This is a genomic window from uncultured Aquincola sp., from assembly GCF_964001545.1.
In the GTDB taxonomy this organism is placed as follows: Bacteria; Pseudomonadota; Gammaproteobacteria; order Burkholderiales; family Burkholderiaceae_C; genus Aquincola.
In genome coordinates this window covers 1-14,764 of the sequence record NZ_CAXFDV010000195.1, presented here as the reverse complement: position 1 = coordinate 14,764, position 14,764 = coordinate 1, and the positions used below count along the sequence as shown (strand labels likewise).

Here is a 14,764-nt window from a genome sequence, read left to right as displayed (position 1 = left end):
GCCGACGCCGATGGGGCCCGCCACGGCATACAGCCACCACACCTTGCGCGGCACCCGGCCACGCAGGCTGAACAGGATCTGCAGCGGCGTCATCGGCTCGTAGCCGAGAGGCCGGCGCGGCGGCACGGTGGAAGGAGTCAAGGACGTCATCGGGCAACAGGCGGCTGCTTCAGTATCCCATCGTCACCATTCGGTGAACGCCCTGGCAGGCTCCAGGAAGGGCCGGCGTCGTCACAATGCGACGATGCATGACGACTTGGTGGTGGCCACGCCGGAAGGCCTGTATTGCCCGCCCGGCGATTTCCACATCGACCCCTGGCGGCCGGTGTCCCACGCCATCGTCACCCATGCCCATGCCGACCACGCGCGGCGCGGCCATGGCCACTACCTGGCCTCGCACGACAGCGAAGGCGTGCTGCGCTCGCGGCTGGGCGAAGACATCACCCTGCAGACCCTGGGCTGGGGCGAGGTGGTGGACCACCGAGGCGTGCGCATCAGCCTGCACCCGGCCGGTCATGTGCTGGGGTCGGCCCAGGTGCGGCTGGAGCACCGCGGCCGGGTGTGGGTGGCTTCGGGCGACTACTTCGTCGCTGGCGACACCGCGATGCAGGGCGAAGTGTCGGGCGACCTCAACGCCACCTGCGCGCCCTTCGAGCCGGTGCGCTGCGACTGCTTCATCACCGAATCCACCTTCGGCCTGCCCATCTACCGCTGGCCCACGCAGGCCAGCCTGTTCGCCGACATCAACGCCTGGTGGGCCGCCAATGCCGAGGCCGGCCGCGCCAGCCTGCTGATGGGCTACAGCTTCGGCAAGGCGCAGCGCATGCTGGCCGGGGTCGATCCGTCCATCGGGCCCATCGTGGTGCATGGCGCGGTGGACACGCTGAACACCGCCTACCGCGCCGCCGGCGTGCCGCTGCCGCCCACCTTCGCCGCCACCGAACTGGCCAAGGCCGACTTCAAGCGTGCGCTGGTGGTGGCGCCGCCTTCGGTTCAGGGCTCGCCCTGGCTGCGGCGCTTCGGCGAGTACAGCGACGCCTTTGCCAGCGGCTGGATGCAGCTGCGCGGCGCCCGCCGCCGCCGCGCGGTGGACCGCGGCTTCGTGATGAGCGACCACGCCGACTGGCCCGGCCTGCAGCGCGCCATCCTGGCCACCGGCGCCCAGCGGGTGATCGTGACCCACGGCTACGAGGCGGTGATGGTGCGCTGGCTGCAGGAGCAGGGCCTGGACGCCGGCGCGTTTCGCACCGAATACGGTGACGATGCGCTGGAAGACCCCACGGCCGAAGCGGCGGGCGCTGCCAGCCCCCCCCCCCCCACGATGGACCCGGCCGCCAGCTGACCGAAAATCGCGCGATGGACCGCGACGACCCCCTGGACCCCACCCGCGTGCTGGACGGCTGGCGCCCCGACCGCGGGCCGCGGCCCACCGACGCCGAGCTGATGCGCCTGCTGGATGGTTGGCAGCCTGCCGGCGTGCGCCGCCCGGCGGCCGAAGACGCCCCTTCGCTGCGCCTGCCCAGGCTGCAGCCCGTGCAGGACGCGCCAGTGGCCGCGGTCGAGCTCGACGAGCTCGGTCGCCAGGCGGCCCAGCGCGCCGCCCGCTGGGCCGCGCAGGAGATCACCGACATCGACCTGGATTTGCTGCCCACACCCGCCGTGGCGCCCGTGCCCAGCCACCCGCGCCTGCTGCGCCAGTGGCAGCCCGGCGCCTGGGTGGCCGCGGTGCGGCAGGTGGCCGATGAAGTGACCGAAGTGCGCGAAGGCCCCGGCGGCCCGGTGGTGGAAACCCATGCCGCGCTGCGGCTGATCGCCTGGTGGGCACCGGCCGACAGCGGCGCGCCGCTGGACCGCTTTCCGCTGCGCGCGCAGATGCAGCCGGTGGCACCCGACCGTCTGCCGCAGGCGCTGCTGGCGCCCCTGCCGGCAGACGCCAGCGTGTGGTGCCTGGCCGAAGGTCCGGGCGGCAGCGCCGACTGGAGCCTGATCGGCCAGCTCGTGCTGCTGCACGACGGCAGCCTGCAGGGCCGCAGCTTCGAGGCGCTGCAAACCTTCGTCGAGAACGAGCGGGCCGCCCAGTTCAGCCGACTGAACGACGACTACCACCGCCCCGACGCCGCCTGGCCGGTGGAACAGAAGGCCGCATCACCGCAGGCGCGCTGAGTGCTCCAGCCGGCCTGATGCAAGCCTTCGCCGTTCTTTTCACCGAACTCGACGCCAGCACCGCCACCAGCGAGAAGGTGGCCGCGCTGCGCCGTTACTTCGCGCAGGCCGAGCCGGCCGATGCCGCCTGGGCGGTGTACTTCCTGGCCGGCGGCAAGCCGCGGCAGGTGGTGCCCACCGGCGTGCTGCGTGCGCTGGCCTGTGCCGAAGCCGGCATCCCCGAATGGCTGTTCGAAGAGAGCTACCAGGCCGTGGGCGATCTGGCCGAGACCATCGCCCATGTGCTGCCGCCGGCCGACCAGCCGGCCGAGCCGCTGGGCCTGGCCGAATGGATCGAGCACCGGCTGCTGCCGCTGCGCGGCCTGCCACCCGAAGAACAGGCCCGCCGCGTGGCCGGCTACTGGCGCGAGCTGGACACCACCGGCCGCTTCCTGCTCACAAAGCTGATCGGCGGCGGCTTCCGGGTGGGCGTGAGCAAGCTGCTGGTGCAGCGCGCGCTGGCCGAGCAGGCGGGCCTGGACCCCAAGCGCGTGGCCCAGCGCATGATGGGCTACACCGACGCCCGCGCCACGCCCAGCGCCAGCCGCTACCAGGCCTTGCTGGCGCCGGTGGTGGAAGGCGCCGCCGGCGACGAGCGCAGCCCCGACGATGCCGGCCAGCCGTACCCGTTTTTCCTGGCCCACCAGCTCGAAGGTGACGCCAGCGACTTCGAAGCCCGGCTGGGCACCACCGACCAATGGCTGGTGGAGTGGAAGTTCGACGGCATCCGCGCGCAGATCGTCAAGCGCGCCGGCCGGGTGTGGATCTGGTCGCGCGGTGAGGAGCTGATCACCGACCGCTTCCCCGAGATCGTGGCGCTGGCCCAGCCGCTGCCCGACGGCACCGTGCTGGATGGTGAGCTGCTGGTGTGGCACGAAGAACGGCCGGCGCCGTTTGCACTGCTGCAGCAGCGCATCGGCCGCCTCAAGCTCAGCAAGAAGATCCTGACCGACGCGCCGGTGAACTTCATCGCCTACGACCTGCTGGAGTGGCAGGGTCAGGACTGGCGCCACCGCCCGCACACCGAGCGGCGCGCGCAGCTGGAACAGGTGGCGCCGACCGTGCGCATGCAGCTGTCGCCGCTGGTGCAGGCGCCCGACTGGCCGGCACTGGCGCAGCTGCGCATGGAGTCGCGCGAGCGGGGTGTGGAAGGTTTCATGCTCAAGCAGCGTGATGCCAGCTACGGCACCGGCCGCACCAAGGCCGCCGGCACCTGGTGGAAGTGGAAGATCGAGCCGATGACCGCCGACGGCGTGCTGGTGTACGCCCAGCGCGGCCATGGCCGGCGCGCCAGCGTGTACACCGACTACACCTTCGCGGTGTGGAACCGCCAACCGGCCGATGCGGCCGAAGCCCAGGCGGTGCTGGACGCCATCGCCCGCCGTGAGCCGGCGCAGCCGGGTGCGCTGCAGCTGGTGCCATTTGCCAAGGCGTATTCAGGCCTGACCGATGCCGAGTTCGCCGAGGTGGACAAGGTGATCCGCGCCAACACGCTGGAGAAGTTCGGCCCGGTGCGCAGCGTCAAGCCCACGCTGGTGTTTGAACTGGGCTTCGAGGGCATCCAGCGCAGCCCGCGCCACAAGAGCGGCATCGCCACGCGCTTTCCGCGCATGCTGCGCATCCGCCACGACAAACCGCTGTGGGAAGCCGACACGCTGCAGACGCTGGAAGCGCTGATCCAGGGCTGAGGCGCTACCAGACCGGTGGGTGCGAGCCCGGCGCCATCGACGGCCGCTGCCAGCGCGCTGGCGTGTGCGAGAACTGCGCCGGGTGCCGCAGCGCCGTCAGCGCGCCGAAGCCGCTGGGCTCGGTGACCAGGTAGGGGCCAAAGGCCGGCGCCTGCGCCTGCAGCCCGCCCGCCACCCGGCCCAGGCTGCGCAGCCAGTGGCCCACGCCGGCCAGCGACACCTGCACATGCCAGCTGCCGCCTTGCTGCTGCTGGCGCCACAGGGCGGCTTGCGCGCCGAAGGCCAGCAGGTAGCCGGCCGCGTAGTCCAGGATCTGCAGCGGCAGCGCACGTGGCGTGTGGGCGCCGGCCGCCTGCGCTTCGGCCAGGTTGAAGCCGGTCGCCGTCTGCACCAGCGAATCGAAGCCGCGGCGCTGGCCCCAGGGCCCTTCGTCGCCATAGGCGCTGAGCGACACCACTACGATGCCGGGCCGCAGCCGCGCCAGGTCTTCCGGCGCAAAACCGAAGGCGCCCAGCGCGCCCGGCCGGTAGCCCTGCAGGAACACATGCGCCTGCGCCGCCAGGCCACGCAGCGTGGCGCGGCCGGGTTCGTCCATCAGGTCGACATGCACCGAGCGCTTGCCGCGGCTGGTGTCGGCGATCGCGGCGATGTTGGGCAGCGAGGGCGAGTTGACCAGCATCACCTCGGCGCCATAAGCCGCCAGCGTGCGCCCGGCCACCGGCCCGGCCAGGATGCGTGTCAGCTCCAGCACCCGCAGGCCGGCCAGCGGCTGCGCGCCATCACCCAGCGCGGGCCAGGGCAGGGCGGCGGGCGCCTGGCCGGCGGGCTCGATGCGGCGGATGCGCACCAGCGGCTGCGCGGCCAGCACCTGGCCTTGCGGGTGGGCGTCCCACTGCTCGAAGCTGCGGGCCGCGGCCACCACCAGGCCGGCATTGGCGGCCTCGGCCTCGAAGGCTTCGGCGCTCCAGCCGCGCAGCGCCTTCTGCACCGCGTCGCGCCCGGTGGCGTCACCCGGCGGCAGGCCCAGCAGCCGCAGCGCGCCGTCGCGGTGGTGCGCGAAGTTGGCATGGATGCGCACCCAGCCCGCTTCGCCATCGGGCCCGCAGGCGTACAGGCCCGACACCGGGTCCCAGGCCGGCAGCTGGCGACCGTCGATCAGGAAGTGGGCGCAGCTGTCCAGCGTGGCATGGGTGCGGTCCACCGTCACCCGTTGGCGCTGGCCGACGCCGCTGCGCAGGTGCCACAGCTCGGCCGCGGCCAGCGCCGCCGCGCCCAGGGCCGATTGCGCGGCCGTGGCCACGGCAAACGAGGAGGGCAGCACCGGCGCATCGCCGGTGACATCGGCGCAGGCCAGTGCCGCTTCCGGCAGGCCGGCCGCGCGCCACAACGTCTGCAGCGCCCGTGCCGAAGGTGCCTCACTGCCCATGCGTCGGCCCCGGTGCTCAGCGCGCCTTGCGCGCGCGCGCTGCGGCCAGGAAGTCGTCGAGGATGGGCGTGCCGTCCAGCTCGTCGTCGTGGGTGCGGTTCAGCGCCATGAACTCGGGGTGCCACTGCATGCCGAACACATAGCTCGGGCCCTTCCAGCGGATGGCTTCGACCACGCCGTCGGGGATGGCCAGCGCCTCCACTTCCAGGTCGTGGCCCAGCGACTTCACCGACTGGTGGTGGATGGAGTTGATGGCGCCGCTGACTCGGTCGGGGTACAGGCCGGCCAGCCGCGTGCCGCGCACGATGTTCACGCGGTGGAACTGGCGCTCGTAGGTGTTTTCGTCGTGATGGCGCAGTGCGCCGGGCAGCTGGCTGGGAATGTCCTGGTACAGCGAGCCGCCGAAGGCCACGTTGATCAGCTGGCAGCCGCGGCAGATGCCCAGCACCGGCTTGCCGGCGGAGATGAAGGCGTCCAGCAGCTCCATCTCGTACAGGTCTCGCACGCGGTCGCCGCCCCAGGCCGGTTTCATCGGCGATTCGCCATAGGTCTCGGGCGAGATGTCGGTGCCGCCCTGCAGCACCAGGCCGTCCAGCATCTCGGCATAGCGGTGCAGGCTCATGTCGCTGCGCCGCACCAGGCTGTCGCTGTCCACCGCCGGGATCATCACGCCCAGCACGTCGCGCGACATCACCCAGTGCGCCACCGACTGCTCCAGGTAGTGCAGCGTGCGGGTGAACACGCCGCCCAGGCTGGGCACCGGCGTGGTGGGGTGGTAGATGCGGGCGGACAGCCCGATCAGCAGCGGCGCCTTGGGCGCGTCGGGGGTGGCAGCAGCGTCAGACATGGGTGGCGGAGAAGACGGCAAGGGCGCGACAAAAAGGGCAGGAGGGGTCGCGGCAATCGCCATGCCCTGGCCCGGGTCCTGCGTGGAGCACTCACTGTATCGGGCGGTCTGCACACTGAGGTGAGCCGGCAGCGCAAAAACTATGTAAGCACCTGCCTGATCGCGGCTTCCTTCGTCGGCAAGGGGCTGGTGAGCACCAGCGCCGCGTTGGCGGTGATGCTGCAGCTCGTGCAGGCGACCGAGCCGATGACACGGTCGCCGGTGATTGGACGACACGGTGGACGAGCTGTACTCGGCCATCAAGTTCTACCTGACGCAGATCTCGCGCGAGGCGCTGTCCGAGCGGGAAGGGCGGCGCTGGACCGACATCGTCAGCTTCACCATCAACATGGAGCAGATCGGCGACATCATCGAGCGCGTGCTGCAGGACGTGGAAGACAAGAAGATCCGCAAAAACCGCCGTTTCTCCGAAGCCGGCATGGCCGAGATCTGCCACCTGCACGAGCGGCTCATGGCCAACCTGCGGCTGGCCATGAGCGTCTTCCTCGATGGCCATGTGCGCGACGCCCAGCGGCTGCTGGAAGAAAAGGCCCGCTTCCGCGACCTGGAGCATGAATACGCGGCCAGCCACATCGCCCGGCTGCGCGACAACACCACGCAAAGCATCGAGACCAGCTCGCTGCACCTGGACCTGATCAGCGACTTGAAGCGCATCAATTCGCACCTGTGCTCGATCGCCTACCCGATCCTGGAATCGGCGGGGGCGCTGGCCAACGCCCGCATCCGCCACTCGCAGCTAGCGCCGCTGGCGGAGGAACCCTAGGCACCAGATCGGTACATAAACGCAAAAGCTCAGAACGTTCTTGTGGTTAGGCGAAAATGCGGCTTCAGGGTGTGTAAGTCAAGGTGGGTCTCATGGCAGGCGACAGCATGGCTCGATGGTCGGTGATGGTTTCCAAGGAGACGGACCTCGCTTTGCGCTCGTTCTTGGGTGCGCGGGGCAGCCGCAAGGGTGATCTTTCAAAGTTCATTGAAGAGGCCGTGCGCTGGCGCATGCTCGACGAGAGCATGCAGCAGGCGCGCGAGGGCTTTGCCGATCTGTCGGCCGATGAACTTCAGAACCTGGTGGATGAGGCTGTGACGGCCGTGCGCCTGGCGCGGCCTTCGCCTGGATCAGCGGACACGTAACCCGTGCGCGTGGTCGTTGATACCAACATCCTGGTCAGTACGCTCCTGAGCGCAGATTCGGTGCCTGGTCAGCTCATAGCGCAGTGGCGGGCTGGGCGTTTCACGGTGCTGAGTTGCAGCCAGCAGCTCGACGAGCTGATGCGGGTGACCCGCTACCCGAAGATTCGAGAGCGGCTGCAGCCGGCCTTGGCTGGCCGCCTGATCAATGAACTGCGCGGTGTGGCCCAGCTGATGGATGGTTTTGTCGTCACGCCGGTCTCTCCTGACCCCAACGATGACTACCTTCTCGCCCTGGCGCTGGCTGGTGAGGCTGATGTGCTGGTGACCGGCGACAAGCGCGATCTGTTGAGCCTGGGTCATCATGGCCGCACGCGCATCATGGCGGCCTCGTCGTTCCTGACGACATACAGAAGCTAGCTGGCAGCTCGGCCCTCAGTCCTGCACCCTCAGTTCAGCGTCCGGCTCGGCCCGCCGCGCAGCGCGCGGCGCAGGCGGCGGGCCAGCTCTTCGTCGCGCAGGGGCTTTTGCAGCACCTGTTCTTCCGGGATGTCCTTGAGCGCCGCCAGGTCGACGAAGCCGGTGAGGAACATGGTCTTGAGGTGAGGGTGCGAGAGCTTGAGCAGCCGCACCAGCTCGGCGCCGTTCATGCCCGGCATCGCGAAGTCGGCCAGCACCAGCTCGATGTCCTTGCGCCGGGCCAGCAGCTCCAGCGCGGCGCCGCCGCTGCCGGCTTCGATCACCCGGTAGCCGATGGCGCGCAGCATCGACGAAGTGGCGTCGCGCACCGCCGGGTCGTCGTCCACCAGCAGCAGGGTGTGGCTGGGCTCGCTGTCGTCCAGCAGGCCGTGCTGGGTCACTTCGGGTTCGCGCTGGCGCACCTCGCCTTCGGCCCGCGGCATGAACACATGCACCGAGGTGCCCACGCCGGGCTGGGTATCGATGCGCACGCCGCCGCCCGACTGCTTGGCAAAGCCGTACACCTGGGCCAGGCCCAGGCCCGATCCCTTGCCCACCTCCTTGGTGGTGAAAAAGGGCTCGAAGGCCTTGGCCAGCACCTCGGGCGTCATGCCGCTGCCGGTGTCGCTCACGGTCAGCGCCACGTAGTCGCCGGCCTCGGGCTCTTCCGGCCGCTCGGGCGGGCCCAGGGTGACGTTGGCGGTGCGCACCGTCAGGCTGCCGCCCACCTCCATCGCGTCGCGTGCGTTGATGGCCAGGTTCAGCACGATCAGCTCCATCTGCGTCACGTCCACCAGCGCCGGCCACAGCGGCTTGGTGAGTTCGGTGGCCAGGCGCACGCTGCCGCCCATGGTGGACTGCAGCAGGTCGCGCAGCGCCAGCACCGTGTCGTTGAGGTCGATGACCTGCGGCTCCAGCCGCTGCCGGCGCGAGAAGGCCAGCATCTGCGCGGTGAGCTTGGCGCCGCGCTCGGCCGCGCTCTGCATCGAATCGAGCCGCTTGAGCACCCGCTCGTCCGCCTGGCCGCCCTGGTTGAGCAGCCGCCGGATCAGGCTGATGTTGGACAGCACCACCGTCAGCAGGTTGTTGAAGTCGTGCGCGACGCCCGAGGTGAGCTGGCCCACCGCTTCCAGCCGCTGCATCTGCTGCAGCGTGGCTTCCACGCGGCTGCGCTCCTCGATCTGCTGCTTCAGCTCTTCGTTGGTGGCGGCCAGTTCGTCGGCGGCGGCGCGCTCTTCGGTCACGTCGCGGCCGATGGCGTAGAAGTAGCCGGCATCGGGCCGCACCGCCCAGCGGATCCAGCGGTAGCTGCCGTCGCGGCTGCGCACCCGGCTGTCGAAGCGGGCGGTGCCGGCGCCGTTGCCCAGCGTCTCCATCGCGGTGCGGGTCACCGCCACGTCGGCCGGGTGCAGCAGGTCGACGATGGCCTGGCTCATCACCTCGGCCGCGGGCCAGCCCAGCAGGCTTTCCCAGGCGGGGTTCAGCGCTTCGGCGGTGCCGTCGGGGCGCCACACCGCCATCAGGTCGGCCGAGAGGTTCCAGATGCGGTCGCGCTCGCGGGTGCGTTGCTCCACCCGCTCGCCCAGCGCTTCGTTCAGGCGGCGCAGCGCTTCGCCCTTGCGGCGCTGGCCGGTCACGTCGCGGGCGGTGCCCACCAGGCGCGAGCCGCCGTCGTCGCTGTCGAAGCGGCGGCCGGCGATGGACAGCCAGCGCACCCGGTCGTCGGCCAGCGTGATCACCCGGTGCTCGAAGTCCAGCTCGGGCCGGCCATCGGGCACCAGCGCCGCGGCCAGCGATTGCTCGAACAGCACGCGGTCGTCGGGGTGCACCACGCGCGAGACGAAGTAGGCGTAGTCCACCGTGACGCCGGGCGCGATGTCGGCGATGCGGCGCAGGCCGTCGTCGATCCACAGCCGCGGGCCGTCGGGGTCGAACTCCCACACGCCGATGTTGGCCGCTTCGGCCGCCAGCCGGAACAGCACCTCGGCCTGCCGCTGGCGCTCCAGCGCGAGGCGGGCGGTGGCTTCGCTGGCGCCCAGCGCGGCTTCGGCGTCGCGCCGGCGCATGCGCTCATGCGCCTCGGCCAGCGCGCGTTCCACCGCCTTGGGCAGCCGCGCGAGGTTGCGCTTGAGCACGTAGTCGGTGGCGCCCTGGCGCAGCGCATCGGTGGCCACGTCTTCGCCCACCACGCCGGAGACGAAGACGAACGGCACGTCGGGCAGCTGCTCACGCGCCTGGCGCAAGGCCGCGATGCCGTCGAAGTCGGGCAGCGAATAGTCGGCCAGCACCAGGTCGATGTCGCTGCGCTGCAGCGCAGCCAGGTACTCGCCGCGGCGCGCGGCGCGCACCACCTCGATCGGCATCTGAGCGCGCTGCAGGTAGGTGCAGATCAGTTCGGTGTCGATGTCGCTGTCTTCGAGCAGCAGGACGCGAGCGGGACCGTTCATCGATGAGGGAGGCGGGGCGGCGGTTGGTTGAGCACCGCCCAGAACATGCCCAGTTCCTGGATGGCCTGCAAAAAGGCGCGGAAGTCGACCGGCTTGACCACGAAGGCATTGACGCCCAGCTCATAGCTGCGCACCAGGTCGCGCTCTTCGCGCGAGGAGGTGAGCATCACGATGGGCACCGCGCGCAGCGCCGGGTCTTTCTTGACCCGCTCCAGCACTTCCAGGCCATCGAGCCGGGGCAGCTTCAGGTCCAGCAGCACCACGGCGGGGTCGCCGCCCTGGCGGTCGGCCCAGGCGCCACGGGCGTGCAGGTAGTCCAGCGCTTCCACGCCGTCGCGCGCAACGTGGATCGGGTTGGCCAGCTGGCAGCGCTCCAGCGCGGCCAGCGCCAGCTCCAGGTCGTTGGGGCTGTCTTCCACCAGCAGGATGGGGCGCAGCTCGGCCGTGCGGCTGGCCGCGGCCAGCAGCTCGACACTGCGGGTCAGCCCCGCATCGGGCCCGGCGGCTGCGGACCGGTCAGGGTTCTGAGTCATGGTCGGCTTGATGTTGGGGTGAGCGTGGCAGGCCGAAGCGGAAGGTGGCGCCCTCGTCGGGCTTGCCTTCGGCCGCGATCCAGCCGCCGTGGCGGTCGATGATGCGGCGTGTCAGCGCCAGGCCGATGCCGCTGCCTTCGAAGTCTTCGGCCCGGTGCAGGCGCTGGAACACGCCGAACAGCTTGCCCTGGTAGGCCATGTCGAAGCCCACGCCGTTGTCGGACACGGTGTAGGCGGTTTCATGCGCCCGCACTTCACCGCTGATGCGGATGACGGCCACGTCCCTGTTGCGGGTGTACTTGAGGGCGTTGTCCACCAGGTTGGCCCAGGCCTGGCGCAGCAGCGCCGCGTCGCCCCAGGCCGGCGGCAGCGGCTCGATCTGCCATTCGACCCGGCGTGTGCCCTGGTCGATGCGCATCGAGCGCCGCACCTCGTCCACCAGCTTGTTCATGTCCACCGCCATGGTTTCCAGGCTGGCGCGGCCGAGCTGCGAGAAGTTGAGCAGGTCGTCCACCAGCCGGCCGGCCGACAGCGCCGATTCGACGATGGTGTCCAGGTAGTGGCGCGAGCGTGCGGCCAGGTTCGGCTCGCTTTCGCCCAGCAGCTGGGCAAAGCCGACGATGTGGCGGAAGGGCGCGCGCAGGTCGTGCGAGACGGAGTACGAAAACGCCTCCAGCTCGCGGTTGCTGCTTTCCAGGCGGTCGGTCAGCGCGGCGCGCTGCTCGGCCTGCTTGAGCACCAGCGTGACCATGGCCTGGCAGAAGCTGCGGGCGGTGTCCACTTCCACCGCCGACCAGCGCTGGGCGGTGCCGCGCACCTCTTCGGTCCAGGCCGCGAACGAATGGCGCGGCGACAGCCGGCCGTCGTCCAGCGTGGCTTTCTCGGGCCGGCCGCCCCATTGCACGCTGTGGATGCGCTCGGGCCGGCACCAGATCACGTAGTGGGGGTGGATGGCCGAGATGGGCGCGGCGATCAGGCCGCAGGCGGTGTCGGCAAAGGCTTGCGCCGGCGGGTACAGCGAGGGCAGCACATGGGTGGCGAACAGCTCGCTGCGGTCCTGGCGCTGGTGCAGCCAGGTGGCCAGCGCCTGCAGCTGCTCGGGCGCACGCGTTTCGCCCACGCAATGCACCAGGTCGCCACGCACCAGGGCGGCGCCGCTGGCGCGCGTCAGCCGCAGCCAGGCTTCGGGGCTCTTGGCCAGCCGGTGCAGTGCCGCGTCGGGGGCGTCGCCGGCATCGGCCATGCGGCCCACCAGGTGGTGCTCCAGCTCCTTGGCGGCCCAGCGCAGCGCGGCTTCCTGGCCACGCTCGCGCGAGCCGATCTTCAGCGCCAGGATCTGGCCGAGGAAATCGCAGGCGGCTCGGGTGGGGGCGCCCACGCGCAGCGGCTCGGCATGGTGGCAGGCCACCAGGCCCCACAGCTGGCCGTCGATGACGATGGACACCGACATGGAAGCCGCGGTGCCCATGTTGTGCATGTACTGCAGGTGCACCGGAGAGACGCTGCGCAGCGCCGAGCCCGAGAGGTCGAGGGGCTGCCCGTCCAGCGGGTTCAGCGCGGGCAGCACCGGCACCGGCTGGTAGTGCGCATCGGGGATCAGCCGCAGCCGGTGGCGGCGGTACAGCTCGCGCGCCTGGGCCGGGATGTCGCTGGCCGGAAAGCGCAGATCGAGGTAGCTGGGCAGCCGGCCGTTGCCGTCTTCGGCGATCACGGTGCCGTGCCAGTCTTCGTCGAAGCGGTAGACCATCACCCGGTCGAAGCCGGTGAGCTGGCGCACTTCCTGGGCGGCGTAGCGGCCCAGCAGGGCCACTTCGTCTTCGCCTTCCACATGGTCGAGGAAGCTGCGCAGCCGCGGGTACAGCGCGTCCAGCGTGCGCATCTCGCCCAGGTCCAGCGGCTCCAGTTCGAGCACCAGGCCCTGGGGCGTGGCATGGGCGCTGAGCTGCAACAGCCGGGCGCCGCAGGCCAGCGGCTGCTGCAGCACGCCGTCTTCGCCGCTGGCCATGCCGGCCAGCATGCTGGGCAGCGCGGGGTCCAGCTCGCCGCTGCGCGTGGGCGCCGCCGCCAGGCCCAGCACCGCGGCCGCATTGGCGCTGGCCTGCAGCACGCGGTCGCCTTCGAGGTCGGTGACCAGCAAGGCGCCGTGCGGCTGGATGCTGCCCGGGATGTGAATGGGTTCGCGTGCGCAGGCGTCGACGGCCAGGTCGAAGGCCGTCACAGGGCGACTCCCCATTCGCTGGAACGTTCGTCGTCGTCGGGGTGCGCCGCCACCACCGCGGGTTCCAGCCACTGCAGCAGCAGCGCAAAGGTTTCCAGCGCGCCTTCCACCACCGCTTCGTGCCGCTCGGGCGGCACGCTGTCCAGCAGGGCCAGCGTCTGGCGCCAGCGCTCGCCGGTCAGGTCGCCATAGGGGTGGAAGTACAGCAGGCCTTCTTCAGGGCACCAGTCGGCGTCTTCCAGCAAGCGGCGCGTGATCACGCGGCCGCCCAGGGTGGAGCCTTCCATCACGTAGAGCGAGCCCAGCGCCGCGTCGAGCGTGCGGCACAGTTGCGCCGCTTCGGGCACCACCGGCAGCACCTCGATGTCCAGGTCGTCGATGTCCAGCGCCCGCAGGTCGTGCTCGATCAGCAGCAGCCGGCGGCGCGGCACGGTGAACTGGGCATCGCCCAGCGCATGGGCCAGCGCAGGCTCCCAGACGCGGTGAAAGCCATGAAAGCGCATGAGCACCGCCACGAAGCGGGCATAGCTCATAGGGCTGTCGAGCAACCCCAGCAGCGATTCGAGCTGCGCATGCGCCTGCGCGGTGGCCTCGCGCAGCCGGGCGTGGAGCGAGACGGAAACGGCGGGCGACGACAACATGGCGGGGGCCGGAGAAACCTGCAAAAGTGGGCCGGGGGCCGCATGAACGCTCACGCAGCACCGTGTTTTAACACCGACGCTGCAGGCTCACTGTCAGCAAACACCGCAGCCTGCGGCCGGCTCCGGCTGTCGCGCGCCCTGCAAACCGCCTCAAGCGGGCAGTTCGGCCCGCCGCGGCAGGTCGGCGCCGCGGCGCGAGCAGGTGATGGCGGCGGCCCGGGCCGCGAAGTCCAGGGCGGCCTTGATCTGCTCTGCCGGCAGGGTCCGCAGGGCCATCGGGCTCAGCGCGTCGTACTCGGCCAGCCAGGTCAGCAGCGCGGCCTGGAAGGTGTCGCCGGCGCCCACGGTGTCCACCACGTCCACCCTCACCGGGGCGGCCTCGGCCTGGGCGGCGGCCGTCCAGGCCAGCGCGCCTTCGCCACCGCGGGTGACCACCACCATGGCCACGCCGCGGGCCAGCCACTGGGCGGCCAGCGTGGCCGGCGCCTGGCCCGGGAACAGCAGGCCCAGGTCTTCGTCGCTGACCTTGAGCAGGTGGGTGCGCGGCAGCATCCAGTCCAGCAGCGCATGCCAGCGCGCCAGGTCGGGCTCCACGTTGAGGCGGATGTTGGGGTCGAAGCTGATCAGGCTGCGCTTGTGTTCGCGCTCGATCAGCGCGCGCTGCGTGCCGGCCACCGGCTCCACCACCGTGGCATAGGAGCCGACGTGGAAGGCCCGTGCCTCTGGCGGAATGGCGGCCAGCGCGGCCTGGGTGACGCCGCGGTCGGCCGCGCCTTCGCCATAGAAGGAGTAGGAAGGCACGCCTGCTGCGTCCACGCCCACCAGGCTGAGCGTGGTGCGCGCCGGGCTGCGCGGGGTGCAGTGGGTGTCCACGCCTTCTTCCTGCAGCGCGCGCATCAGCCGCTCGCCCAGGAAGCCGGACGACACACCGCCGAAGAAGCCGACCGGTTGGCCCAGCCGCGCCAGGCCGACGGCCACGTTGAAAGGCGAGCCGCCGACGCGCGCATCGAGCATCAGGCCGGTGGGGGTGTCGCCAGCTGCAAATACATCGAACAGCGCTTCGCCGCAGATCACGAACATGGTGAGGTCTCCAAGAGGAACGATGCGCAGCATGCCTT

At 70.8% G+C, this 14,764-nt stretch carries 12 protein-coding genes and 1 pseudogene; 6 read left to right on the top strand and 7 right to left on the bottom strand.

The window, feature by feature from the left end; genetic code table 11:
• Positions 1–244 precede the first annotated feature (244 nt).
• The 3 genes from ABNT58_RS06810 to ABNT58_RS06800 are packed head-to-tail and all read left to right on the top strand — an operon-like array spanning position 245 to position 3,890.
• Positions 245–1,342, top strand: a complete 1,098-nt coding sequence (locus ABNT58_RS06810) for a ligase-associated DNA damage response exonuclease (RefSeq protein ID WP_348752747.1) — start codon at positions 245–247, stop codon at positions 1,340–1,342.
• 14 nt (positions 1,343–1,356) lie between these two features.
• Complete coding sequence (locus ABNT58_RS06805) at positions 1,357–2,163, top strand: hypothetical protein (RefSeq protein ID WP_348752746.1); 807 nt, start codon at positions 1,357–1,359, stop codon at positions 2,161–2,163.
• A gap of 17 nt (positions 2,164–2,180) precedes the next feature.
• On the top strand, positions 2,181–3,890 hold the full coding sequence (locus ABNT58_RS06800; protein WP_348752745.1) for an ATP-dependent DNA ligase: 1,710 nt from the start codon (positions 2,181–2,183) through the stop codon (positions 3,888–3,890).
• 4 nt (positions 3,891–3,894) lie between these two features.
• On the opposite strand, the gene ABNT58_RS06795 is transcribed toward ABNT58_RS06800, so the two are convergent.
• Positions 3,895–5,316, bottom strand: coding sequence for a CoA transferase (locus ABNT58_RS06795; RefSeq protein ID WP_348752744.1), 1,422 nt, complete (start codon positions 5,314–5,316; stop codon positions 3,895–3,897).
• Positions 5,317–5,332: 16 nt separating this feature from the next.
• A complete protein-coding gene (locus ABNT58_RS06790; protein WP_348752743.1) occupies positions 5,333–6,163 on the bottom strand; it encodes a gamma-glutamyl-gamma-aminobutyrate hydrolase family protein in 831 nt (276 codons plus the stop codon).
• A 265-nt stretch (positions 6,164–6,428) separates the two neighbouring features.
• Between ABNT58_RS06790 and ABNT58_RS06785 the strand changes: the two are divergent.
• From ABNT58_RS06785 to ABNT58_RS06775, 3 genes and pseudogenes are all read left to right on the top strand, one after another.
• Positions 6,429–6,986, top strand: a pseudogene (locus tag ABNT58_RS06785) (PhoU domain-containing protein); the annotation flags it as partial.
• A 92-nt stretch (positions 6,987–7,078) separates the two neighbouring features.
• The gene (locus tag ABNT58_RS06780) at positions 7,079–7,351 is read left to right on the top strand and encodes a ribbon-helix-helix domain-containing protein (protein ID WP_348752742.1); all 273 of its coding nucleotides are present in this window, start codon (positions 7,079–7,081) and stop codon (positions 7,349–7,351) included.
• Positions 7,352–7,354: 3 nt separating this feature from the next.
• Positions 7,355–7,768, top strand: a complete 414-nt coding sequence (locus ABNT58_RS06775) for a putative toxin-antitoxin system toxin component, PIN family (protein ID WP_348752741.1) — start codon at positions 7,355–7,357, stop codon at positions 7,766–7,768.
• A gap of 29 nt (positions 7,769–7,797) precedes the next feature.
• On the opposite strand, the gene ABNT58_RS06770 is transcribed toward ABNT58_RS06775, so the two are convergent.
• The 5 genes from ABNT58_RS06770 to ABNT58_RS06750 form a co-directional block, all read right to left on the bottom strand.
• Positions 7,798–10,254: a response regulator gene (locus tag ABNT58_RS06770; RefSeq protein WP_348752740.1), complete on the bottom strand. Its 2,457-nt coding sequence runs from the start codon at positions 10,252–10,254 to the stop codon at positions 7,798–7,800.
• Positions 10,251–10,787: a response regulator gene (locus tag ABNT58_RS06765; protein WP_348752739.1), complete on the bottom strand. Its 537-nt coding sequence runs from the start codon at positions 10,785–10,787 to the stop codon at positions 10,251–10,253. Before ABNT58_RS06765 ends, ABNT58_RS06770 begins: the two co-directional genes overlap by 4 nt.
• Entirely contained in the window at positions 10,771–13,005 is a 2,235-nt protein-coding gene (locus tag ABNT58_RS06760) for an ATP-binding protein (RefSeq protein ID WP_348752738.1), read from the bottom strand. Before ABNT58_RS06760 ends, ABNT58_RS06765 begins: the two co-directional genes overlap by 17 nt.
• Entirely contained in the window at positions 13,002–13,646 is a 645-nt protein-coding gene (locus ABNT58_RS06755; protein WP_348752737.1) for a biliverdin-producing heme oxygenase, read from the bottom strand. Before ABNT58_RS06755 ends, ABNT58_RS06760 begins: the two co-directional genes overlap by 4 nt.
• 150 nt (positions 13,647–13,796) lie before the next feature.
• Positions 13,797–14,764: carbohydrate kinase (locus tag ABNT58_RS06750; RefSeq protein WP_348752736.1), on the bottom strand; the 968-nt coding region annotated here is incomplete at its 5' end.